Source organism: Planctomicrobium limosum (assembly GCF_051465645.1).
GTDB lineage: Bacteria > Planctomycetota > Planctomycetia > Planctomycetales > Planctomycetaceae > Planctomicrobium.
Window position 1 is genome coordinate 2,502,905 of the sequence record NZ_CP195790.1, and the last position, 25,233, is coordinate 2,528,137.

General features: G+C 52.9%; 15 protein-coding genes. 11 read left to right on the forward strand and 4 right to left on the reverse strand.

What is annotated here, in order from left to right; genetic code table 11:
* The first annotated feature begins 17 nt into the window (after positions 1-17).
* The 8 genes from rph to SH527x_RS09395 all read left to right on the forward strand — a co-directional run bounded on the left by rph (position 18) and on the right by SH527x_RS09395 (position 12,538).
* The gene (gene rph / locus SH527x_RS09360; protein WP_437194395.1) at positions 18-740 is read left to right on the forward strand and encodes a ribonuclease PH; all 723 of its coding nucleotides are present in this window, start codon (positions 18-20) and stop codon (positions 738-740) included.
* Between the two features lie 405 nt (positions 741-1,145).
* On the forward strand, positions 1,146-2,303 hold the full coding sequence (locus SH527x_RS09365; RefSeq protein ID WP_437194396.1) for a hypothetical protein: 1,158 nt from the start codon (positions 1,146-1,148) through the stop codon (positions 2,301-2,303).
* Positions 2,304-2,453: 150 nt separating this feature from the next.
* Positions 2,454-2,849, forward strand: coding sequence for a diacylglycerol kinase family protein (locus tag SH527x_RS09370; RefSeq protein WP_437194397.1), 396 nt, complete (start codon positions 2,454-2,456; stop codon positions 2,847-2,849).
* Between the two features lie 270 nt (positions 2,850-3,119).
* The gene (locus SH527x_RS09375; protein ID WP_437194398.1) at positions 3,120-4,325 is read left to right on the forward strand and encodes a hypothetical protein; all 1,206 of its coding nucleotides are present in this window, start codon (positions 3,120-3,122) and stop codon (positions 4,323-4,325) included.
* 23 nt (positions 4,326-4,348) lie between these two features.
* The gene (gene scpB / locus SH527x_RS09380) at positions 4,349-5,479 is read left to right on the forward strand and encodes an SMC-Scp complex subunit ScpB (protein ID WP_437194399.1); all 1,131 of its coding nucleotides are present in this window, start codon (positions 4,349-4,351) and stop codon (positions 5,477-5,479) included.
* A gap of 232 nt (positions 5,480-5,711) precedes the next feature.
* A complete protein-coding gene (locus tag SH527x_RS09385) occupies positions 5,712-8,882 on the forward strand; it encodes a spermidine synthase (protein ID WP_437194400.1) in 3,171 nt (1,056 codons plus the stop codon).
* A gap of 230 nt (positions 8,883-9,112) precedes the next feature.
* On the forward strand, positions 9,113-11,257 hold the full coding sequence (gene mutL / locus SH527x_RS09390) for a DNA mismatch repair endonuclease MutL (RefSeq protein WP_437194401.1): 2,145 nt from the start codon (positions 9,113-9,115) through the stop codon (positions 11,255-11,257).
* Positions 11,258-11,683: 426 nt separating this feature from the next.
* Positions 11,684-12,538, forward strand: a complete 855-nt coding sequence (locus SH527x_RS09395) for a sugar phosphate isomerase/epimerase family protein (protein ID WP_437194402.1) — start codon at positions 11,684-11,686, stop codon at positions 12,536-12,538.
* An 82-nt stretch (positions 12,539-12,620) separates the two neighbouring features.
* On the opposite strand, the gene SH527x_RS09400 is transcribed toward SH527x_RS09395, so the two are convergent.
* Together SH527x_RS09400 and SH527x_RS09405 are read right to left on the reverse strand one after the other, a co-directional pair.
* Complete coding sequence (locus SH527x_RS09400; RefSeq protein WP_437194403.1) at positions 12,621-13,736, reverse strand: aminopeptidase; 1,116 nt, start codon at positions 13,734-13,736, stop codon at positions 12,621-12,623.
* A gap of 211 nt (positions 13,737-13,947) precedes the next feature.
* Positions 13,948-14,688 carry a sugar phosphate isomerase/epimerase family protein gene (locus tag SH527x_RS09405; protein ID WP_437194404.1) on the reverse strand — a complete coding sequence of 247 codons (741 nt, stop codon included), beginning with the start codon at positions 14,686-14,688 and terminating at the stop codon, positions 13,948-13,950.
* Positions 14,689-15,027: 339 nt separating this feature from the next.
* Between SH527x_RS09405 and SH527x_RS09410 the strand changes: the two genes are divergently transcribed.
* Positions 15,028-15,561, forward strand: coding sequence for a hypothetical protein (locus SH527x_RS09410; RefSeq protein ID WP_437194405.1), 534 nt, complete (start codon positions 15,028-15,030; stop codon positions 15,559-15,561).
* Between the two features lie 1,112 nt (positions 15,562-16,673).
* On the forward strand, positions 16,674-18,929 hold the full coding sequence (gene rnr / locus SH527x_RS09415) for a ribonuclease R (protein ID WP_437194406.1): 2,256 nt from the start codon (positions 16,674-16,676) through the stop codon (positions 18,927-18,929).
* A gap of 118 nt (positions 18,930-19,047) precedes the next feature.
* Here the strand turns inward: rnr and SH527x_RS09420 are convergent, their stop codons facing one another.
* Positions 19,048-20,043 carry a TerC family protein gene (locus tag SH527x_RS09420; RefSeq protein ID WP_437194407.1) on the reverse strand — a complete coding sequence of 332 codons (996 nt, stop codon included), beginning with the start codon at positions 20,041-20,043 and terminating at the stop codon, positions 19,048-19,050.
* 802 nt (positions 20,044-20,845) lie between these two features.
* Here SH527x_RS09420 and SH527x_RS09425 point away from each other — a divergent pair.
* The gene (locus tag SH527x_RS09425; RefSeq protein ID WP_437194408.1) at positions 20,846-22,492 is read left to right on the forward strand and encodes a diguanylate cyclase; all 1,647 of its coding nucleotides are present in this window, start codon (positions 20,846-20,848) and stop codon (positions 22,490-22,492) included.
* A gap of 168 nt (positions 22,493-22,660) precedes the next feature.
* Here the strand turns inward: SH527x_RS09425 and SH527x_RS09430 are convergent, their stop codons facing one another.
* On the reverse strand, positions 22,661-25,099 hold the full coding sequence (locus SH527x_RS09430; RefSeq protein WP_437194409.1) for a c-type cytochrome domain-containing protein: 2,439 nt from the start codon (positions 25,097-25,099) through the stop codon (positions 22,661-22,663).
* Between the last annotated feature and the right edge of the window lie 134 nt (positions 25,100-25,233).

The following is a 25,233-nucleotide window of genomic DNA, read 5'->3' on the forward strand; positions in this document are numbered from 1 at the left end:
GCAAACACAGGATTTTCATGTCTCGTCACGATGGTCGTCTCGTTAATCAGCTTCGATCAATTCAGATTCAGCGTCCTTACTTCGGAGCCGCCCCTGGGCGTGTGCTGATTCAGGCTGGACGAACAACGATCCTCTGTACCGCCAGCGTTTCGACAGACCTTCCTCCCTGGAAGAAGAAGCAGGAAAATCCAACCGGTTGGGTCAGTGCCGAATACAGCATGCTTCCCGGGTGCACCTCGCCGAGAAAAGATCGCCGTACAGACGGACGGGCCACGGAAATTCAACGACTCGTGGGACGCAGCCTACGGGCGATCGTGGACAATGCAGCACTCGGGCCCCGAATGGTGACCGTCGATTGCGACGTACTCGAAGCCGATGGCGGAACACGGACCTTGAGCATCACCGGTGGGTTCATCGCTCTGGTGGATGCCATTGCCGCCATCGAAGAACCGGGGTTCGACTATCGTAAAGTTTTTACCGATAGTGTCGCCGCAATCAGTGTGGGAGTCGTTGAAGGACGCCCCGTTCTCGACCTGGACTATGTAGAAGACAGTCAAGCCGAGGTCGACATGAATGTGGTCATGACCGGCAAAGGTTCCTTCGTTGAAGTGCAGGGGACAGCAGAAGGTGTTCCGTTCCAACGCGACCTTCTGAACGCTCAATTGGACCTTGCAAGCGCAGGAATTGCCGAACTGACAACGATTCAGAAAAACATTCTGGGAGAGAAGTGGCCCTGGTAAAGCAGTTGGAGACAGGTCTTCAATTCAATAAACCTGTACTCGCAGCAGCAACTTATGCCGCACAACTCGCGTGAAGTCAGCATCCCCGATCAGGCCAGATGACGCCTGATCGGGGATTGTTATTTGGTATAGACACATTTTTTCTGAATCCGTAGAAACCGCGACGATTTCCCTCATGATTAGGGCAGTCTCTCTGTTTGCCAAGACGGCTGACAGTGAAACGGCCAGCAGTGAAATTGAACCTTCCTGATCAATTGATGACATCAGATTCCGCCCCCAGCAGGATCGAATTGACCTTCCGTCATCGATTGATTCCCGTCCAATCCTTGGCATTCGCCACTTCAATATTCCAATCCGATCCCCCTTCGGCTTGACGTGGCTTCGTCATTGCACATGGAGCGTGCTATGAGACCTGTCTTTCACTCAATTACAGCGACAGAGCAGTTTGCTCTTCGATCTGGCCGCGCCATTGCGGCTTCTATCTGCGAAATGCGTGACGCCATGTGCAACAGACACAAGATGATTTCCCGATTCGCTCTCTGCACGCTGTCACTCATCCTGCTGAGCAGTGCCTCTTTTGCCGCAGGAATCGAAGCGGACCCGGCCAAAACATATACATTGGCAAAGAATCGCGGCCCATGGATGATCATGGTCACCACGTTTCACACGACCGGTTCCGATGGTGAAACCGATGAAGGAAAAAGTCCTGAGCAGGCGGCCCATGACCTCGTTATTGAGCTGAGACAACTCGGAATGCCAGCGTACGTCTACGAACACGTTCCAGATCAGGAACGTATTATTTCCACAGATACACTTGGTCGCGAATCTCGCCGTAAGAACCTGCGACGCATCAAATCTGTCTGCGTGCTGTGTGGTAACTACAGCAACATCAACGACAAACTCGCACAGGATTCACTGGCCTGGATCAAGAAGTTGAAACCCAAAAGCCTGAGCGAAGGGGTTTACTTTGAGCCCACCAAAGGTCGACCATCGATTCTGAGTGGTGCATTCCTCACCATGAACCCGATGCTGACTCCAGCAGAAGTTCAACAGAAGCAAACCGCAGATCCGTTCCTTGTGAAGCTGAACCACGGTGAACGTTTTTCACTCATGGAAAATCGTGGGCAATACTCATTAGTGATTGCTCGCTTCTATGGCAAACACGTGATGGTCAAAGCGAGTGATGTGGACTCCGCGACCGACAAGTACTTCAAGGATCTGACCCTGGACAATGCTGCAGAATCGGCTCGTGAGCTCGTGACAGTTCTACGTGGGAAATACGACAAATCAGAAACCCAGTTTAACGACATCGATGCTTACATCTGGCACGACTACAACGAGTCCATTGTCACAGTCGGTTCATTTGCCTCACCAGACGACGCTTCGATCGCCCAATATGTAAAGCGATTCGGGCCAACAGTCCGAACATTCGAAAAGACAGGGACATCGAACTTCCAGCCACAACACCTGAGCGTCGCTGGATTCGGACCAAAGGGTGATCAGAACCGTCTTTGGTTGTTTGAACCCAATCCAGTTGCGATGAAGGTTCCACGAGTGAAATAGGCTCGGCACCTGTTGTTGCGGAATTGAAATTGATCCAGACCCCGAAGAGCAACTCTTCGGGGTTTTGTTATTCTGGGGGCCATGTCGAGCGCGTGTCTTCAGAATCGGTTTCGCGAACACAGGCTCAGCGGACTTCAGAGGATCAATTCAGTGGTGTCTCCTCAGGGACCAGTTCCGTTCGTTCGCAGCCTTTTCTTCGCTCTTCGCGGACTTGTCGAGGCTCTGCGTGAACAACGAAACATACGCGTTCACCTTGTAACGACCATCGCGGTTTGCACTGCTGCTTTCATTCTTCGCCTGGACGCGATCACCTGCACCATTTTGCTTTTGTGCATTGGGCTGGTGGTTTCCACGGAACTCCTGAATACCGCACTCGAAACGGTTGTCGATCTGGTTTCGCCGGAGCACCACGAACTGGCGCGGAAGGCCAAGGACATCGCCGCTGGCGCGGTTTTATTTGCGTCTTTGATCGCAATCTGCATTGGCATTACGCTGATTGGCCCTCCACTGATTCGGTTCGTAACCTCAGTCATGCCTATACGATAGGACGGGAAGTCGTCGGTCATAAACGATGGCAAATCCCGGTTTGATTCTTCTTGATTATTGAACGCAACTCTTCAATTCTCTGTTGCTGAAACTTCCGCCAGCCGATTCCATCAAAAGCAGCTCACATCAGCACAGACGGATCGATTGCGATTCTTACATCTCCTGTAAGGCCATATTGTCTCGAAATGTGTAGATCATGTAGGATCTCCCGGGATTTGTTTGTGCCGCGGCAGTTGGACTGCCGGTTCATGGACGAGACGGCACCGTATTATGATCAAGACGATATTGCGGAGCGTTCTCTGCTTTTGCGCGGCAGTCGTACTGCTTGCGCTCTTGGTCTGCGCTGTCGAAGTCGGATGTCGCGCCTGGCAATTCAGTGCATCTCTCAACCCGGGCGTTGCTGAATTCCGCACTGAAAACCTGATTATTCCCAGCTCCAAATCATGGACGGAAGTCAGGCCGCTGATTGACATTGAGCACACGATCCCCAATGGAGGCAGTGTCCGAATCAGGACGAATGAACTCGGGTTGCGTGGCCCATCGATTACTGTCCCGAAGCCTGATGGCGTTTTTCGAATCCTCTGTCTCGGTGGAACAGGAATCTTTGGAACTGACGTTCCTGAAGGGGATACACTTTCAACCGCATTGCAGCGCTGCCTGATCCAGCAGTCCGGTGCAGAGATTGAAGTCATTAACGGCGGATGCCCGCAGACAGGTCCACTCGCTCAGGTCCTTCGATATCGAGCAGGGCTCCAATCGTTGCAGGCGGATCTTGTGGTGCTGTGCATCAGTATAGAAGACCTGACCCACGATACGGATGTTCGCAAAGCACTGCGTCTGGATCGCTATCGTCAACCGGCCTATGCAGCCCATCCCGGCGCGTTGCTCAGAAACACGAATCTCGCTGAGGAAGCACGCAACGATTTCCTGTGCCTGTCATGGACGATGGACTTGATCACCAGAACACTGGTCAACAGAAACCAGCGTCCCTTCTTCATCCCGCAGGAAGGAGGCTTTGGCCGACGAGAACTCGGGGTCATTGCATCACTTTCGAAGATGGTTGAAGCGAATCAGGGGATGCTGATTGTCTCTGCATCGCCAAGTGCCTGGGGACTGGAACAGACCCGATCTGCAATGATGCACCAGCGTCCGACGTTCGGGGATGACATCAACCGGATCCTGCACGAACTTCAGGTCGCCGACCGCATTCCAATTCACGATGTTCTGCCGGACTTTTGCGGGTTGCCTGACCCTCGCTCCGCATTTTCTTCAAGAGCAGGGTGTCTGACAGCCTCAGGAAACGACCTTTACGCCCGTTCACTCGCTGTCTATCTGATGAATCGGGCTCCGAATCTCGCTCATTTCCTTTCGTCTCCGCGAGCAACGCAAAGCAGCGTCATTCCGGCATCGGACCAACGTCTCACGCCGCTCAATTCGCAATCAACTCCACTGCCTGCAACAACACCGCCTCACTGACAACGATCGAATTGAGTGCATAGATGCCGGACCCGGAACTTCAACCTGGCCCTCGCTGGAACGACGACGAAACTCCACGGCCGTTTCAAGTTGTTGTGAACTCGAAACAGCAGGCACGCGCTCCCGTCGATTCCCACGATGACACTGGTGCAGACTGCCATGCAGACGGCGACGCGGACTGTCACGCGGACATCGACGATGATGAGATGCCGATCTCGTTAGAAGAGATTGAAGCAGCCTATCTGCGTGCGTTGGAATCCGCTGCGTTCATGGACGAGATTTCAGCAGGCCACCCATCGGACGATCAAACAGATTCGATGGGGGACGATACCAGTTCTCCCGAATTCGAACTTGAGAACGAACTCCAAATCGGTGAAGCCGAGAGCAAAGAGGCTCCAGCGGAAACAGGCTCTGTCGTCGATGATGCGGAGTCCTGGGCTGCGACTTTCGACGAGTCCGTGAATGACAGCTGGACGGTCCCTCCGGTCGACACAGCGGAATCATCGACACCGCAACTGGAACCGACCCCAGAAACATCGCAGACTTCTCATCCAGCCTCCGCTTCAAAGCAGCAGTCGCCACGACACACCGCATCGAAAGTTGACTTCCGTACAGACGAAATCCAGGACGAAAACTACATCAGTCTCGAACAGGTTCTGGAAGCAGTGCTCTTTGTCGGAGGAAATCCACTCCCCACCAAAAAGCTGCTCGATCTCCTTGGGGGAAGCACGACCTCTGAGCAGCTCGATCAGATCATTCTTACCCTGAATTCAAAGTACCTCGCAGAAGGCCGCCCCTACGAAATTCGAATGCAGACTGGTGGCTATGTCATGCAGTTGCGAGAAGAATTTGAATCGGTCCGTAGCCGCACCTTCGGGCACGGTCCGAAGGAAGTCAAACTTGCTCAGGACGCTCTGGAGGTGCTGGCATTGATTGCCTACAAGCAACCGATCTCGAAACAGGAGATGGAAGAGACCGGGAAACAGAATCTCGGGCCCCTGTTGCGGCAACTATTGAGAAGGCAACTCATCGTTCTTGAACGTCATGAAGGCAAAGAGGCCGAGCAATATAAAACGACGCCTCGATTTCTCGGTCTGTTCGGGCTGCAATCCATTGAAGATCTGCCACAGACTGGCGACTTCAACTTTAAATAGTGCAGATCCTGACGCCAGTTCCGGCATGCTCCTGCGATCGCTGTACACTCTCACGCAAGCCGCAACATACTTATCCAAACCAGGTTGCAACACTTGCTGTGTGCGTTTCGGACTGATCTTGTCGTGTTGATTCATCTTGCCATAGACTCCGGCAAGAACTGCCATTGAGTGAAGGATGATTCACTGGCAGTATCGATCATGACGAGCTTCGTTTTGGCTGGCAGGGATGCCGATGAACCGCCTTTTGAAATTGACACGTTACTTAGCCATGACTCCCGCTGTTCGCACCTGTGGTGCCGGACTTCTTGCAGGGGCATGTTTTGTTGGGGCGGGCGCACCTGTTCGACACCTTCTTGGTGGATCGACTCGAGAAATCGGTGCCCTTCTCGTTTCAACAGCAATCAGTGGCTGGTGCATCCATCTACTCAACCGGCAAAAGCACTTCTCAAGCATTGCTCAGAAACTCGGGTTGCTGTTTGCAGCCTTCTGGGCACTCGCAATTCCTGCGGTATTACACCTCAGCCTGCAGGCACTTGACGGAATTTCGCTGCTGACGATGCAATCGTCAGTCGTTCAGTTGGGACTGATCCATTGCCTTGTTGCCGTCGCATTCATTCCTGTCCTCACCGGACTGGGGATGGATTGTCTGAAAGGATCAGCATGGAGTCCGGGAAACACTGGACTCTGGCTTCTTGCGTTTGGAGTCTCCTGCGTCGTTTCGTCGATTTCTCTGTTGCCGATGCTGGGGATTCAAGGACTGCTGGGCGGCGTTGCTGCTCTGGCGGCGGCGATGCTGGTCGCAGATCACTTTGCACCCGCTATTGTCAAATCTCAGTTCAAAATCCACTCAGAATCGAATGCAACGTCAGTCGCTGCATCATCTCAGATTCACCTCATCACATCATTGATGATCGGGGCGACACTGGCTGTGATTTCATTTGCCGGTGCTCAACTTCTGCAACGAAATCTCTTCAGTGAACTGGCGATCTACGCCGGGATGACAATGTCGTTCGGGATTGCATACTGGTTTAGCAATCGCATTTCCTTGTCCTCCATGCCGACAAACACGACAGGAATGCGCGATAGCATTCGCCTGCTATGGCTGGCCGCCTGGGTTGGATCCATCGCGCTTGCTTACCCGTTGCTGACATGGTTCTCGCTGCAAACGAGTGCCCGAGTCAGTGATGTGACGCTGCTGCTGGCAAGCCGCATGGGCATGCTCCTCCTGCTGGTCTTTCCTGCAGGCATCCTGTTTTGCCGTCGGAACAATGAGGCAGCTCGCGGCACCACAACCGCCTTGAACTTCACCGCGGTTGCAGCAGGATTCCTGCTTTGCTCCAGCATCAACTGGACAGCTGGAACTGCTGCCGCTTGCACGGCGGGCGCGGCGATGTTGCTCGCGATGTTTGCATGGTCACGAGAGAGCTTCCTGATCCCGGAATCCGGTTTCAAGAAACTTGGAACCGTGAGTCTTGTGACTTTGGTACTGCTTGGAATCTTCAATGGACAACGTCTGAATTCACAGACTTCCGAGAAGATCCTCTTCTCCAGTCACACGCTGAAATCTGCCAGACAAGGCGTCTCACTGACCGAACTCCCCTGGATGGATGACGGGCGGTTCGTGGAGTCATTTGAATCACTCGAAGGCCGCATCAGCCTTTGGAAATATCGTGGCACCCAACTGATGATCCGTCAGAACGGGATCTCCACCGGGATGTTCTCAATCGATGCCGAAGCGTGCCCACAAAGTGCCGCCGACCTGATTCCAACATTGCTGCCACTCGCATTCCATCCAGGTCCTCAGGACGTCCTGATTCTCGGGATGGATCCGGCCGCGTTGAAAACATGCCAGCAGTATCCGTTACGACTCGTCCGCTCGCTCGATGGGCGCCCCGAAGCACACCGGTTGCTGGACTGGTTCACTGAGAACATTCCAAACTGGACACTGTCAGGCGGAGCCGATTTTCAGTTTGGAAAGATCGATCCTGTCATTTCGCTCTACACTCGACATGATTGCAACTATGACCTGATCGTCTGCCCTTTGACACAGCCTGCATCGCCGGGTGCCTCCACTGCGTTGTCGAAAGAGTTCTACCAACAGGCCGCGTCTCACCTGAATGACGGGGGCATTTTTGCCCAACGAGTTCCGTACTACGATCTCGGTACCGATGTTCTGAAAACGATCGTCAACACAATTCGTTCTTCATTCGAAGACGTGATGGTGGTGGAAGCGATCCCTGGGGAACTGGTTTTCCTGGCATCGAATACAACGTTACCCGCCGTCGATGCAGCCCTTGTCGAACGTCTGAAGGCACCTCAATGCCGTCAGATCCTTGGTCAGGCAGGATGGGACTGGTCGATGATTCTCGCTCGTGGAGGATTGTCGAATGAAAATCTTGGAGCGTTCGTCGCCACAAAAAGCACTGGCGGTTCATTCCTGAACGCTCGCAGTAATGCTGCACTGGAAACCGGCCTTCCAATCGAAATCGGACGCTGGGGAGCCAAGGCTGATGCAGCCCGTCTTGCACTTGGAAAACATGGAACAGCTCTGCGGGCCGCGTTGACTGACGAATCACTTGAACAGGACGTCAGTCATCGACTGGAAGATCTGAGTCTGGCACATCAACTGCAAATTGATCACCCGAACGATCCCTGGGGATACCGAAAAGCACTGAAAGACCGTCTGACTGATCGGCCTCGTACCGCATTGGTTCAGGTGAAATTTGAAGGTCTGAAGAGGATGCTGGACCCTGAAGATCGCCGGCGAAAAGACTATCTCGTCGCCTTGGGGGAAGTTGCCAAACAACAGCGTCCAACACCTGAGATGATCAGCGAATTGAACAATTTTGAAGCCCCGTTTGACCCTTTGGTCTCACTTTTCGTCAACCATGAAGTCGTTCAACTGCTGGAGCGAAGTTCAGATCCGAACGCAGCAATGCAGTACCGAAATCTGCTGCGAACGATCTATTACGCGAACCCTCAAGACCAGTCCACGAGAAACGTCAGTAACGCGTTGGAACTGGCCTGTGACGAAGAACAGGTTCCGCTTGCAACAGAAGAACGCTGGGACCATATCAATGGCCTGCTGCAGGTGCTCGCACAACGCTGGCAGTTGCGCTGGAACTCTGGGCGTACTTCGCGGTACGACGGGGTCGATCTGGAACGCAGTGCCAAAGCGGTCGACAAGGCCATGAAGCTGATGGCATCCACCGCGCCGGAATGTGGTCTGTCCTCTGCCGAATGGACTGCCCGAGAAAGCTGCATTAACCAGTTGCTCGTCCGTCCGATGCGGCACCATCGAAGTTCGCAACTGAGAACAGCGACTGTTGATCCCAAGGTCACACCAGCGACTCCCAGAGCCCCCGAAGCAGCGGCTCCAAAAGCAGAAACTCCCGCGAAGTAAACACTTCGATCCAATTTCCCGGAATGCGAAGTTCATCCAGCTCTCGACAAGTCTTCTTGCAGAGAGAAAAGGCACTTTCGTCACGACCGATTCATTGGCAGTCTGTCGCTGAGAGCAGACGCGTGAATCGACGAGCTGAATGCAGTGCTAACCGAAAATGAGTACAATCAGGAGCCGTCGCAATCTGGCGATGGCTCCTGATTTTTTGCTATTTCCGGACAGTACTGAGAATGCCCACGGACGACGCTTTTCGAATTCGTCAGCTCTCGACGAGTGTGATCAACAAAATCGCAGCCGGTGAGGTCATTGAACGCCCGGCGAGCGTCGTGAAAGAATTGCTGGAGAACTCTGTCGATGCTCTCTCGACGAAAATCGACGTCGACATCGAGCAGGGGGGATCAGAACTGATTCGGATCACCGATAATGGGGAAGGGGTCCACCCGGACGATATTCTCCTGACGGTTGCTGCACATGCGACCAGCAAGCTTGCCAGTGCTGACGATTTGTTCAGCATCAAGACAATGGGGTTTCGTGGAGAAGCACTCGCGTCGATCGCCGAGGTCTCGCAGTTCCGCTTGCGCAGCAAACAACGAGAACAGACACTGGGCTATGAGTTGGAGGTCGATGCCGGTGAGATCAAAGAACCGCGCGCCTGCGGGTGTCCGGATGGAACACAAATCGAAGTCCGACAACTCTTTTGCAATACTCCCGTTCGCCGGAAGTTTTTGAAGGCCGCGTCGACTGAGTTTGGGCATATCGCCGAACAATTCACGCGTATTGCCCTCGCGAATCCGCTGATGCAGATGACACTGCGTCATAACGGCCGAACCGTCCACGAGCTCCCTCCCTCCAGCCAGTTGCTGGAACGTATCGAACTCTTTTTCGGCAGCGAACTGGCAAGCCAGCTGATCTCGGTCGAAGCAGAGAATAACGGTATCCGAGTCTGGGGCTACGTTGGCCATCCGAGCCAGAGCAAGTCGACACGAAAAGGACAGTATCTCTTTCTCAACGGGAGATGGATTCAGGACCGGTCGCTGCAACACGCGCTCGGGGAAGCTTACCGCGGATTGATCATGATCGGGCGATACCCGGTCTCGTTTCTGTTTTTGGAACTCCCTGCAGACATGGTCGACGTCAACGTCCACCCGACCAAGTCTGAGGTGCGTTTTCAGGATAGTCAGTCACTCTTCCGACTTTTGTTGTCGTCGATCCGTAATCGTTTTCTCACGATGGATCTCGACTCGCGTCTCACGATTGGGTCGAAGCCAAGCGATCGTTCCGCTGTTCCACAACTGTCGCCCCCTCCGGGCATTGAAGAGACATTTCGCCAGATTCCTGCTGCTCAGGCTCGCGAAATCCAGCCGGAACTCGTTTCCTGGGCGAAGAATGAACTCGAGCAGCAGCAGGAACTGTTGAAGCAATCCCCTGATGCCGCATCACGAATCAATCCGTCATCGCCGCTGAATGGCGGATTTTCTTCTGGCTCGACTTCTTCCTCATTCGAAGACGAAATCGACCGCATGATGACCGGTTCCAGCGGACAGGAGTCACGGTCATTCGAGCCGAACCAATTCGCCTCACTCGGGCAGACTTCACTCGAGAATCGTCCACAAGGTCAGCATTCGTACGAGGAGTACTCGTCTGGCGATCAGTCACCGTCTTTGACCACACCGGCAAATCCAGAACCATTTTCCAGCGAGCCATTTTCCTCCGCGCCGCTTCCACAGGCGACTGTTGCCCCGAAGGTTGCCTACGCAAATACGCAGGAAGCCAGCATCACTCCGGCATCCGCGAATGCCGAAGTCAGAGCGATGCAGGTTCACGACTGCTATCTGGTTGTTGAAACGACCACGGGAATCACGGTCATCGATCAGCATGCACTCCATGAACGCATCATGTATGAGCAACTGCGTCGACGAGTTCTTGCTGGCAGCGTTGAAATTCAACGCTTGTTGCTACCGCTGACCGTGCAGATGACAGCACGGGAAGCGAGTGCGTTGCTCGACCAGACAGAATTGCTGGAAGAGTTGGGCCTGCACATTCAGGATTTTGGCGGCAACACCATCGCCATGACAGGTTACCCAACGCTGATGGCGAAGGCGGACCCGCAAGCGTTGCTCAGAGACATTGTTGACCTGCTGGAAACGTCTGGCCGGAAGATCGAACGCCGAGATCTGCTCGACAAGATGCTGCACATGATGTCCTGCAAGGCAGCGATCAAAGCAGGACAGCGTCTCTCGCCTGAAGAGATGGAAGCATTGCTTGCACAACGACACCTGTGCGATGACGCCCATCACTGCCCGCACGGGCGTCCAACCGCATTGAATCTCACCAGAGAAGAACTCGACCGGCAGTTCGGACGTCTCGGGTCATAGCACCTCCCCGTCAGCGATTTCGCCTATCTATCTTCTCTGGAAACTGATCCGATCAGGAAACCTGCGGCGGTAGATGACGGCGACGGGCGCTTTTGCCTCAATCTCAACATCAAATCTTGTTGACCAATTGCCGAGACTGGTGCAAAGTCTCTATTGTCCATTCATCAACGAATGCAGAACCGAAGATGGCTCTCGTGGATTGACTGCATGATCGGGGCTCCAGAGTCAACGAAATGTGGCATCAAGACAGGCACGATTCGTTCTGAAAAGAAGCGATCGGTTTCACCTATCAGGACGTCTGACTTCCCAAATTTGAATTAAGTTGAACGCCTCTCCCATTGTGAGTGAGAACACCTCTGCTGGACTGCATCTGAACGTGCTCCGGACAACGGAATCAGTTCCAACATCGACGAAACGGGACTTTCAATGAAATACGGTTTGAACCTGCTGCTGTGGACTTCAGGAGTGGACGAGTCGATTTTCCCGACACTGGAGAAGATCAAATCCTGGGGCTACGACGGCGTTGAATTACCAGTCTTTGATATGCAGCTCCCGGCTTACGAAAAAATAGGGAAGAAGCTCGCAGAAGTCGGACTGGAAAGCACCGCTGTGACGGTCTGTACAGACGACGCAAACCCGATCTCTCCGGATGCAGCCATCCGCCAGGCAGGCGTTGAGCGGATCAAACAGGCTGTGGATATGTGTGCTGCCGCTGGAGCGACACTGCTCTGTGGGCCGTTGCACTCTGCTTTAGGAACATTTGTCGGACGTGGGCGAACGGAGGACGAGTGGAAATGGGCACAGGAGTCTTTGGCGAAGGCCGCAGATTACGCCCAGAAGCAAAACGTCATGCTAGTTGTGGAATACCTGAATCGCTTTGAGGCTTACTTCCTCAACAGTGCAGAAGACACTGGCCGTTTCTGTCGTGAAGTCGATCATCCGAACCTGAAGATGATGTACGACACCTTCCATGCGAATATTGAAGAGAAGAACCCGATCCACGCTGTGGACGCATGCAAGGATCAACTGGTCCATGTCCACATCTCTGAAAATGATCGCTCGACACCAGGGGAAGGTCAGATTCATTGGGACGCGAGTTTTGAAGCATTGCGACGGGCCAAGTATGAAGGCTGGCTCACGATCGAAGCCTTCGGACTGGCATTGCCGGAACTTGCTGCCGCGACGCGCATCTGGCGTCGAATGTTTCCTAATGAAGAATATCTGGCGAAGCAGGGGCTCGCATTCATGAAGTCGCGATGGGAAGGATCTTTGGATCGTTAAGCCTCGTCGCCACGAATCAAAAAAGGTAAGGGGCCTGATTGAGCCCCTCACCTTTATGTTTTTGGCTGACCAACGAAACGGCTTAAAGACCTTCGTTGAGCGGTTGAAGATCGGCCGGCAGGAAGCGACCATCTTTTCTCAGCAGTTCTCCGTCAAACCAGACTTCTCCGCCGCCATACTCGGGAGTCTGAATTAGGACGAGATCCCAGTGAATCTGGCTGCGATTGCCGTTGTCCGCAGTTGTGTAAGCATTCCCCGGCGTGAGATGCAATGAACCACCAATCTTCTCATCAAACAGCGTGTCGCACATCGGATGCTTGATGTGGTTGTTGCATCCCAGAGACCACTCTCCGAGATACCGTCCTCCTTCATCAGAATCCAGAATCTCGTTGAGGCGTTTGTTCTGCCCCTGACAGGTGGCGTCGACAATCTTGCCATCCTTGAACTCGAAGCGGACTCGATCGAAAATAGTTCCCTGATACCGCGACGGAGCATTATAGGTAATGACTCCATTCACGCTGTCACGGACCGGAGCTGTAAAGACTTCTCCATCCGGAATATTACGACGACCATTGCAAGCGATCACAGGAATCCCTTTGATCGAGAACTGTAGATCGGTCCCTGGCCCGGTGATCTTCACGCGATCCGCCGCCAGCATCCGTTCTCGCAATGGCTCCTGATTCCGTGCCATGGCTTCATAGTCGGTTGTACAGACGTCAAAGTAGAACTGCTCGAACGCTTCCGTACTCATCCGTGCAGACTGAGCAAACGATGGCGTTGGATAACGAAGCACAACCCATTTGGTATTGGCAACTCGCAAATCGATATGGACTGGCTTCCAGACATGCTGCTGGACCAGATCGAGCTGACTTCCCGGAACGTCTGACATTTCCTCACTGTTGGAAGTCCCTCGTACTCCGATATATGCCTGCATTTGAGACATGACGTTCGACTCGAACTGCCCGGTCAGCTCCATCGATTCCGCTGTTGCCGTCTTGTAGAGCGATCGCAGCACCGTGTTGCTTTTGCACGAAACAAACGGTCTGGCTCCGACTGCTGCTGCTCGCTCTACGAGCTTGCAAATCAGGTTCGGGTCTGGCAGATCAAACGCTTCAATCAAGACGTTCTCGCCGGCCTTCAGCTGGCAACTATGAGAAACAAGAACTTCCGCTAATCGATCAATGCGAGGATCATTCACAAGAACGGCTCCGATTCAGGTCTCATTGCGAAAGCGACAGCATGCCCCAGTACACGCCCTGCCGCATTATTCTTCCTGCACCGTTTCAAATGCGTGCAGGCGAACGAACATAAAGAAAAATCGGCTTCGAGACAGATGCTCGAAGCCGAATTCATTCAGGAGTCAGCGACAAACAAATTGCTGCTGACTCAATATGCAAAATCAGGTTTGCTTACAGAAGCGATTCGAGCAACATTCGCAACTTGCGAAGTTCCAACGGTCGCTGCGATGCTTCGGTGTGCTCTGGCAGAATCTCGATAGAGAGTGCCCGATTGTACCGATAGCGTTCCAGCAGCCCGATCAACTTACTGTAGTCGACTTCTCCCAGCCCGACTTGCACCTGCAACTGTGACGCAGTCGAATCTCGAAGATGAGCATGCAACGTGTATGGCGAGGTCAATTCCATCACGGTGTCGACCACTTTCGGGTCGAGGAAGTAGCTTGGATCGAATGCCAGTCCAAGTTTATCGACGGCCTGACAAAGCTCGACAGCCGTATGAGCATCACCGCTCAGGCGACCAGCTTGCGTTTTGAGACCAACACGAATCCCGTGTGCGGTCGCAATCGCAATCATCGATCTCAGACGATCGATCTCAAGGTTGAACGGCGTCCCCAATGGAGACGACTGCACCACCAGTTGAGAGATCCGCAGCACCTTCGAGATGCGACAGATTCCCAGGAAAGTCTGCTCATCGACATCATGAGCAAACGTGAACGCGATTGGCGAAAGTCGAGTCCGATCACGGATTCTTGCGATGAATTCGTCCGAATTCTGCACAACGAACGACGGTTTCAGCGCTCCGTTCTCGTCAAGCCATATTTCGACTCGATCGAATTCGAGATCTGTAATCAGGTCAAGCGCTTGCCAGAAATCCATCTCGGCAAAGCAGCGGGTAGAAGCGGCAACAAACACTCGCACACCCTTCGTTGCGATCCAACGTGATATGTCTCTGCCAGATTCAACAAATCCGACAGACAGACTCCATTCCGGACATTGCCATTATCGACAAGACCGTACGGTACTCTAAGTCGATAACGCAAAGTCTGCAAGCTTTTCGGGATGTAGCGGTTGTCTTTGACTTTTGATTCTCTCGGATTCTCCGTATTTTTCCACGCCGACTGCCGATAACGAAGAAGACAGTAATGATCTCGGCGTGCTTGTGCCCCTCGGGGACCGCATTTCGCCGTGCTGGGCGTCGTGGGCAGTCATCTCGCGGACGCTGTGGGGGCAATTGACTTAGGAAACAGTGACATGAAGCGAGCAATCCACGGAATGGTATTGGCCACTCTGTTTGCCGGAGCTTCCAGCGGCTGCCAAACGTTCGGAACTCCAGGTACAGGAATGGCTTCTACTGGTCGCGTCAATCTGGGAACGTCGGTCCAGACTGCGACAGTGCGGGGACAAAGTCCTGCAACTGAAGAAGCACAGGCGGATGGTGAAATCGTTCAGGCGGGCCGGTACGTGACTCCAATTCGTTCCCTGAAGGACGAAGTTCACGACATCCACCACGAACATCACAACACAGACGTCTATCACTTCCACGGGCAAGATGGACAACTCGCCGGGCAGCAATTCGGCGGGCCACAATACGGCGGACCGGGTTGTCCACCACAAGGTTACGGCAACTGCCCACCGGGACAACGTCACGGCTGCCGCGATGGCTTCAGCTATAACTACCGAGTTCCAAACGACTTGGTTTATCCACAGCCAAACGCCGTGGGTGGTGCTGTCGTTTATCCATACTACACCCATCGTGGGCCAAGCGATTTCTTCCGTGCCGAGTAATTCGGGCCTGAAGTCGTCGAACGATTCTCTTCCAATGTCAGAGCCTGACGATCAGTGAGTCGCACTCTGTGCGTTTTCTGGACGCCAATCGCATCCTGTCCTGCTGGAAGGCGGAATCAACACTCACGACTGGATGTAAAGTCGCTGCCTGACCATCCATTCTGATAACAGCAACCGGATGGTCACTCGCGTCTCAGCATCAAGCAATTCGATCAATCCAAACGCCTCCTGTCAGCACACATTTGCTGGCAAGAGGCGTTTTTATTTGCATCATTTCAACACATCTCCACTGAAAACGATACAGCGGGGTAATGCAACGGCGATCGTCGCGAGACATATTTCGCAATTGGCTGACCGTACTATCCTTCTTAATCGAGAACTCACGACTTTTTTTGAAGTGAGACAGAGTGCGTTTCCTTTGAAAAACTCATGACATCATCACCATCTCACTGTGCAAACCACAATGAACAGCCATTGATCGGCACGGATTGTGCTGTGGTTAAATTCTGCATCGTCAGGATCTGCCCGCTCCTGCACGAGGCATCTCAGGCGTCTTCAAGGTGGTCTTGAAGGCGCCTGTCTCTATTTACGCCGGTCGCCTTGTCTCTTGGTCACGATTCAGAGTCGCTTCCCAAGCAAAAGACATTCACACAAGACCGGTTCGGCCTCTCTCATATGTCCGCGGAGCCGCCTTCTCGATCGAAAAAAGGCAGTGCCCTGAGTTTCAGACACGCGACATGTGCTCTGGCAAAGTTCCAATCGCTCCTCTTCTATCCAATGCCCGGAGAGAATGACGTTCTGTTTTCTTTCCGAAATCGGATGCTGGCATACGATTTGTCTCCCGGATGTGCATGAGTCAATTTCTTCAGCGGCGCATCCTGTCCATTACAGGCAACGATTTCTTCTGCGTTCAATTCCGTTCAGGTTCTGGCTTGCCTTCTGCGTTTAACTTCCCAAAGTTGAAGAGGGACGTCTCAGGGAAATCATCGGACGCACACAGTGAGCACTTTTCCCGAGAACAGGCGGCAAACCATCCAACCATGAGTGATGGCCCGCCAACCAGACCGACTTGAATACAGATCACTCCATAAATTTTTCACGCTGGGAACAGTATGTCTGGAATGAAAAAGAAGATTACAGAATACGTTCAACGCCCCGCCTATGTCCCAGTCCTGGCAAAAGTCCTCGCCAAGAAACTGGGAGTGACCAAAAAGAAGCTTGAGCAATTCAACGCTGCACTGGCTGAAGCGGAAGCATCCGGCGAGATTAAAATTCTGGATTCAGGTCGTGTTCAGGCCAAGCGAGCCCCTAAAACCTATCAGGGGATTGTCCGAAAGGTCTCAACCGGCAATGCGTACGTGATTCTTCACGATCCCAAGCCGACGACTATCGAAGGAGACATCTTCGTCGATGCCGCAGATCTGAAAGACGCTCAGAATGGAGATGAAGTCCTCGTCAAGCTCCTGAAGAAGCGGAGATCAGGCGGGCAGAGCACTGGATTCGTCTCAGAAGTCATTCAAAGGGCGACCAACGTCTTCATTGGAACTTATTTTGAAGAGGACGACAACGGCTGGGTCCAACTGGATGGCAAAGACTATAACCGACCGATCTGGGTGGGGGATGCAGGAGCGAAAGGAGCACAGGATGACGACAAAGTCGTTGTTGAAATGTTGCGATTCCCTTCTGTTGACCAGATCGGCGAAGGGGTCCTGACAAAAATCCTGGGACCGCGTGGAGAACCCGGCGTCGACACTCAGATGATTATCCACGAATTTGGCCTCCCGGACGAGTTCCCGGATTCCGTCCTTGAGGAAGCCCGAATTGAAGCAGAGAACTTTCGGGAAGACGACCTGCATGAACGGGACGATCTCACCGGGTTGACCATCATCACAATCGATCCGATTGATGCGCGCGACTTTGACGACGCCATCTCTCTCGAACGATGGGAGAATGGTCACTGGCACCTGGGTGTGCATATCGCTGATGTGTCACACTTCGTTCAGCCCAACTCTGAGCTTGATCGAGAAGCCGAACGACGAGGCACCAGCGTCTATCTTCCGACAAAGGTAATCCCGATGTTGCCGGAGGTGATCTCGAATGGGCTCGCGTCTCTACAGGCGGGCCGAACCCGATTCACGATGTCGGCGTTCATTGAATTCAGCTCTGATGGGATTCCCATTGGAACCCGATTCTCGCGATCCGCAATTCGCGTCACACAGCGGTTTGCCTATGAAGAAGTCATGCCGATTCTGAAGAACACGGATTCGCCTGCTGCGAAGGAACTCGAGCCTGAGATTCTGAAGCTTCTCCAGAACATGCTCAAACTCGCCATGACACTCCGACGGCGGCGATTTGAAAAAGGCGCGCTGGAACTCGATATGCCGGCCGTCAAACTCGACATCAATAAAGATGGTCAGGTCACCGGAGCACATGCCGAGCATCACGACGAAAGCCATGAGATCATCGAAGAGTTCATGCTCGCCGCAAACATTGCGGTGGCTTCGGAATTAAACGACCGTGAGATGATCTTCATGCGTCGCGTTCACGGAGACCCGGCCCCTCAGAAGATGGCGACATTTGCTGAGTTCGCGGCCAGCCTTGGATACCCTGTCCAGAAGTCACAAAGTCGAAAGGATATTCAGGCGGTCCTCAATCAGCTTAAAGGACGCCCTGAAGAACAGGCACTGAACTATGCGTTGCTGAGGAGCTTGAAGCAGGCAGAATATTCACCGGGGGAAGCCGGCCACTATGCATTGGCAGAAACCAACTACTGCCATTTCACCAGCCCGATTCGCCGCTACCCCGATCTGCTCATTCATCGCCAGATGGAATCCATCATCACAGGGCGCCGATCAAGTCGAGGGGCAGGACTTGATGAACTTCATACACAGGGACGTCACTGTTCTCAAACGGAACGTCGAGCAGAACGCGCAGAACGGGAACTGACGAAGCTCAAACTACTCTCTTATTTTGAAAGCCGTGTCGGCGAACGGATGACGGCAACGATCACGACCGTTGACCGCTTTGGCTTCTTCTGTCGTGGGATCGAGATCCCGGCAGAAGGTCTCGTCCACATCTCGACGCTCTCAGTAAACGACTACTATGAGTATGACCGCCCGACAATGTCCCTGATCTCTCGACGCAAAGGGACTACGTACAGGTTGGGTGATCGCGTCATCGTTGAGGTGTCTAAAGTTGACGTGAACCGCAGGGAGCTGAATTTCAAACTGATTGGAATGGACCGCAGCAGCCCGAAACGCTCTGGTCCGCCAGCACTTGCCGTTGGAAAAACACGTGCATCGAAGGAGAAGCGGGATCAGTCGAAAGCAAAAGGGAAACGTGGCTCTAAAAACAGGAAGAAGCGTTAGACCGACACTTTAAAAGATCGCGACCTGAACCAACACAAAGAGCCGCGAGCATTTGCTCGCGGCTCTTGATGTTTAACCAGAATGCCTGCATGGGCATGAGACAGCCCACGAAACAAGACTACTCAATCCGGGGTGGCTCATCGTCTAACGATTCAGCCTTGATCTTTGGTGGTGAAATCACGAGCGAAGCGATGACACCTGTCGCCAAAATCGTGCCAATAATCCCGAGCGAAATTCCGATCGGAATATGGTAATGGTTGACGAGCAGCATCTTGACCCCAACAAACAACATCAGCACAACAAGTGCCATCTTGAGGTAATGGAAGTCTGCCATCAAACCGGCTAATGCAAAGTAGAGCGACCGTAAACCGAGAATTGCGAAGATATTTGAACTGAACACGATGAACGGATCTGTCGTGATGGCGAAGACAGCTGGAATCGAGTCGACCGCAAACATGACGTCACAGGACTCGATCAAAATCACCGCCAGAAACATTGGCGTCGCGATTCGCTTCCCGTTTTCAATCGTAAAGAAGTTCTTCCCGTGATACTCGTGGGTCACAGGGAACAGCTTCTTCGCAAAACGCATGACGGCACTCTTATCAGGATCAAAATCATCCTCTCCTGACCGCGCCATACGAATGGCAGAGACAATCAGCAATCCACCGAAGAAGTACATCGTCCAACTAAACTCATGGACGAGTTTCGCCCCAAGAAAGATCATGATCCCGCGCAGGATCGCTGCCCCTGCAATCCCCCAGAACAGCAAACGATGCTGATGCTGCGGGGGAACACGGAACGACTGAATGATCATCGCGATGACGAAGATATTGTCGACAGACAACGAGTACTCAATGATGTACCCGGCAAAGAACTCGAGCGCGGCCTCTTTCCCGTCATCGTGGTCTGTTGTGATCCATTCCGAAAGAATGACACCTTCATACAGAAGGTAAACAAAGCCATTGAAACACATGGCGATGAAAACCCAGAAGCAGGTCCAAGCCAACGCTTTTTTGACCGTAATCTTCTCTTCGCCACGATGCAGGACCGTCAAGTCAAGGATGATGAGCAAGCCCACAAAGACGATGAAGAACGCGTAAATCCACCAGGGCATGTGAGCTCAATTCATTTCTGCTGAAGTCGGAGCGTGTTAAAGATCCCTGTCGGCGGTAAACCCGGGAAGACAGCATCCGTTGATGATTGTGTTTTAATTCGAACTGGCCTCAATTGACCACCTCGACAGAAAAATTCCGGGCCCATCTCAGGATGACGGTGAACCTATGTCCCCTAACATCCTACCTGAGAACCGGTCAGTTCTCGGATTGATCGACATACAATACAAAGCGATACGGCTGATTCAACTGGCACAACCATAAACCAGATCTGCGCTTCTCTGGACATCAAGTTCAGGAGATGGCTTTCCAGATCTGCAGAATGTCTGCCTTGCCCATTGAGGATTTCTGAGGAACGCACTTACAGCGCGGCAGATTCAAGAACCCGTCGAAAATCGCACCCTGATGCATTCCGGTCTCCGTTTTCTTTTCGAATCACCCGTCATCGCAAAAATCAATTAAGGCGGAACGATCCCGCGAAACTACGGGATCAAAATCTTTTCGAACATTCCAAAATCGCAAACAGATCAGCAATCGCAAATGTTTTTTTCGCTGACACTTTGCTCTCAAATCAGACTCAACCAGGCAGCCAAAACGTCCCGTTGACCTTCCGGAGATCCAATAATGCCAATGATCCCGATTCGTCCTCTTTTGGCAACGTGCAATTCTCCCAATAGCGCCTGATCGGCCTACTCAATGGTAAATCCCCTTGTCTATCTTCCAGCAAATTTTGTGCATCAGGAAGGTTAAGCAACTCCTTCCGATGTTGCACATTGGACTGGAATTGCGGATTGGGAGTCTGGCATGACCAATATTGTTCTAGCGTTTGCTGCATCTGCAGTTGGAATGCTGAGGTCAATGCTGCAACGTCCCAAAGCTGACGCAGGTGTCAGTGATACATCGACAATCAGAAAATTGACTCGAGCAATTGCGGCGAGACAATTTGAGATTGACTGGCTGCTGGCAACCCGCGATCCAAACAACTCTCCAGCTCAGTCGATCCGACTCCTTCAGCAAAGCAGTCCGTCACCTGCATCAGCATTCGCCTGTTACTTAAGTCCAACAGGCGACGTCGTACAGTTGAGCGAGACGCTTCAGGACAGTCTGCCCCGTTTGACGAGTGCAGGTCGATTACGACTTTCATCTGAGACCCCAGTTGAGTTGAAACGCGAACACCAACACTGGAGCAACTTCCGAAATCCCGCAGCCATCCCGGAACAAAGTTGGGCTTTCCCTTGTGGGGCTCCAGGCAACCCCACCGGTTGGATCGTCACTTCATACATTCCGGTCCTGACAGAGGATCAGGAAACGGACCGAGCCGTTCTTGAAAAGCTCTGCCGTGCCACACACATGCCAGCCCTCAGAGGTCAGCAGTCACTCGCCCGGCGATCGAGTCGTACTGAGTTTGACGAGAACCAGCTCGTTCGTGACATGTTTCAGCTGCGCCTGTTGGCCGATGAGGATTTTAGCACGCCAGAAGAGATGCTTCAGGAGTTTCTGTCGAAACTTGCCTTCCTGTCAGGGTTCGATCGTGCCAGCCTGTACTCCCGCCATCATCAAGGATCCTCAGAGTTTCAATGTTGGACGCGCGGGGGACGGTCAATCTCCCCGTCCCTCAACAGGCTCTGGGAAGTTGTTGAGCAGAAAATTCTGCAGTCCCATGTCACATCGCATCTCAGAGTCTGGCTGACCGAAGAGGATCATCCTGCTCTGTCTACAGATCGTGAACTGACGTTTCAATCAGTCCTCATCGTGCCGATGGATCAAGCCCGCTTCCCAGGCAGTGTCCTCTTACTGACAAGCCGAAGTTCTGTTTCCCAAGAAAAGATCACAGAAGAACTGGCCGACTGGGCGGTCAACTTCGCAGTCCATTCGTTTCATCAAGCTCTCGATCGTCAGCAAATTGAGTATCGAGCTCAGCGAGACTGTCTTACTGATCTTGCCAATCGACATACATTCGAAATTGAGTTCAAAAACCAGCTCAAGTCTTGCCAACTCGCAAACCAGAGTTGCAGTTTGATCCTGATCGACATCGACCATTTCAAGGATGTGAACGACACCTTTGGGCATTCCGCCGGGGACGAAATCCTGCGGCAAGTGGCTGATGTCATTTCGCGATCAGCCACTCAATTCACGAACCAGCCCAAAACACAGATCGCCCGCTATGGAGGCGAGGAGTTCGCCGTTCTTCTCCCAGGCTATGAACTTGATGAAGCCATCGACATTGCAGAACAAATCCGAAAAGCTGTCGAGTCAACGATCATGTCGATTCCAGCAAGACATGTGAAAGTGACATGTTCAATTGGTGTCTCGTCAGCGCCGGAATACTCCGACTATGACCCGTCAACATTACGCCAAAAAGCCGACATGGCACTCTATGGTGCGAAGCGTTCCGGCAGAAACCAAGTTGTGGGAGATCAGCAATTGCAGCAGAACGTCATTGCCGAATAGCACATTCAGTTCACTCACGGCAGCCATCCCGTGTCACACTTGCTGCTCATGTCTGGAATATGTTGCGACACATGAAATGCTGAACGACACAATCAGAAAAGGCCGCATCTCCAATTGGAAATGCGGCCTTTATCATTTTCGACGTCTGCAGCAGACTCAAGAACCAGTCTATGAGTTTGCCTGAGCGGTTGTGAGTTCGTTCTGGATCTTCTTCAGACGCTCCAAACTCGCATCCAGCCCGGCTTTCTGTCCTTGAATCCCTTTAATTGCAGCATCAGCATCATTCAAGATCTTCTGTTCCGCCTCGGTTGCGGCCGCCCGATCCGTTGCGGCCTTCAGGGCAGCTTGAGAATCAGCGACTTGCTTACCAGCAGCTTGCTCAGCCGCCTTGACTGTCGCCACCTGCTTCTGACCATTATCAACGGCCGCTTTGGAAGCTGCGACCGCTGCCTGAGCATCTTGAACAGCTTTCATACTTGCTGCGTGTGCCGATTGGGCAGCTGCCAGCAATGGAGCCTGCTTCTCTGCCGCTTGCTTCAAGGTCGCTGCTTCTGCCTGAATTGCCTGAAGAGCTGCTGTTTCAGTAGCTAATGATGCTTCGAGCTTTGCCTGAGCCTGTTGAGCAGCTGTTGCTGCAGCCTGACGTTCAGCCACTGCCTTCTTCACATCTTCATTCGATTCAATTGCTGCAGCCTCTTCCGCAGTCGGAGCAGCAGCTTTGTTGAGGTTTTCTGTCGTCGTTTTCGCTTCAGCAACAGCCGGTGTCAGTGTGGCGATTGAAGCCGCGACCTTACCAGCTTTCTCCTTCAACTCCGCGAACGCTTTCTCAAGTCGAGCTCGTTCGTCAGCCTGCACCTTCAAATCAGCAGCCGTTTTCGTCAGACCAGCCTGAGTCTCTGCAACAGCCTTTTCTGCGGCTGCAGTCGCTGCTGTCTGATCGAGAACACCTTTCTCAAGTGCCGCCCGCTGAGCAGTCACTTTTGCCAGTGCTTCGGTCAGCTGAGCCACTTTCGCCTGTTCGACAGCGACGACTTTCTGACGCTCTCCCATCTGTGCCCGAACGCCAGCAATGGCCTTTTCATGTGTCGCAATCTGTGAATTAAGAGCACCGATTTTCTGCTGCACATCGGCAACCTGCATTGGCACCGTTGGTGGGTTCGTCTTGAACCGAGAAATCTGAGCCGCATCATCTGCATTGAAAACAGAAACATGACCTGACCAGTCCCCAACGATCAACCGTTTGGTTTCTGCGTCATAAGCAATTTCCATCCCGATGTCAGGTGTCGCAGGGAAGTCACGAACTTTCGCCCCATCACCATTCCACAAACGTGAGACACGGTCCCGGCCGATGGAGACGATCTGACCTTCACGAGTGAAGTCCATCGCTGTCACTCCACCTGGATGGGCATCCCAGGACTTCACCAGACCGCCATTCTGCATTTCCCACAACTTGATTGTGCCGTCACTACTTGCACTGGCAACCACGTTGCTGTCTGGTCGCCAGCTGATATCGTTGATCGAACCTTTGTGTGCCTGCAGATCGTAGAACAGGCTTCCTGTCCCCGCTTCCCAGACGACCACACCATTACTGCGGTCTCCGGATGCAAGGAGCACGCCGTCTGGACTGAACTCGATCGCTGTGATCCAGTCCGTATGCTTTTTGTTCTCTGAAACAAGCTCACCCGTCTCTGTCGAATAGATTCGAAGCATCTTCTTGGGACCACCAAGAGCGATCAGAGACAAGTTCGGGCTGAGATCCGCCGCGAGAACTTCGTCATATTCGTCTCCGACTTCGATCTTGCGTTCGCCGGTCTTCACGTCATAGACAACGACTCGACCGCTGAGCCCACCACGGCCACCACCAACCATGACGAGTGCCCCGTCGCGGCTGAACTTGATGATTTGTGGCTGACCTTCAGGGTAAGGAAGAACCCCCAACCAGTCGAAAGTATTTGAGTTGAACAGCACGACCTGTCGATGCCCGGACATTGCCGCAACAGATGCCCATGGGCTTGTCGCTAAAGCAGTCGCAGCAGTGGCGTTCTTTGGAACAACCGGTGGGTCGCCAAAGTAGCGTGTTGGAATCGCAACCTCAGCGGGACGAGTATTTGTGACCTCGATCTTCGCCAGATTCGGCTTCTTCTTGATCGCAACTTTGCTTCCTGAGTTTTCAGGAGCCCCCAGGTTGATCCACTTCTCGATAATGGCCAATTCCGGTGCCGCCAGTTTATCGGCATTCGGCGGCATCTTCGGTTCGCTGGCGTGAGTAATCAGACTGAAGAGATAGCTGTTACCAGCATCGCCTGGTTCAATGACATCGCCAGATGAACCACCGGCCATCAACGCTGCAAAGTTATCGACAGCCAGACCGCCTCGCTTGTCACTCGCGTTATGGCACGAACCGCACTTGGCGCGGAAAATCGGCAGAACATGATCAACGAACGTCACCTTCTCGGCGTTCGCCTCTTTCTTCTCTTCGGCACCAAATGCAACGCCCCCGAACAAAGCGATCGGAAGAAGCCCCGTGCGAACAACGTTCTTCACGAGTGTTCCGAGACTGAAACCTGCTGAACGTTGAAACGATGCGAGACAAGGTTTCTGAACCATGCGTCCATTTTTCATAGGTAGGAACCGTTCAAGGCAAGACTGCGACTTTTGAGCGCCATGATCAGAAGCCTGTCCAGAAACCTTTTTCCAGACAGATCCCGGATCAAAAGAACGCCAATGACCGACATCTGAAA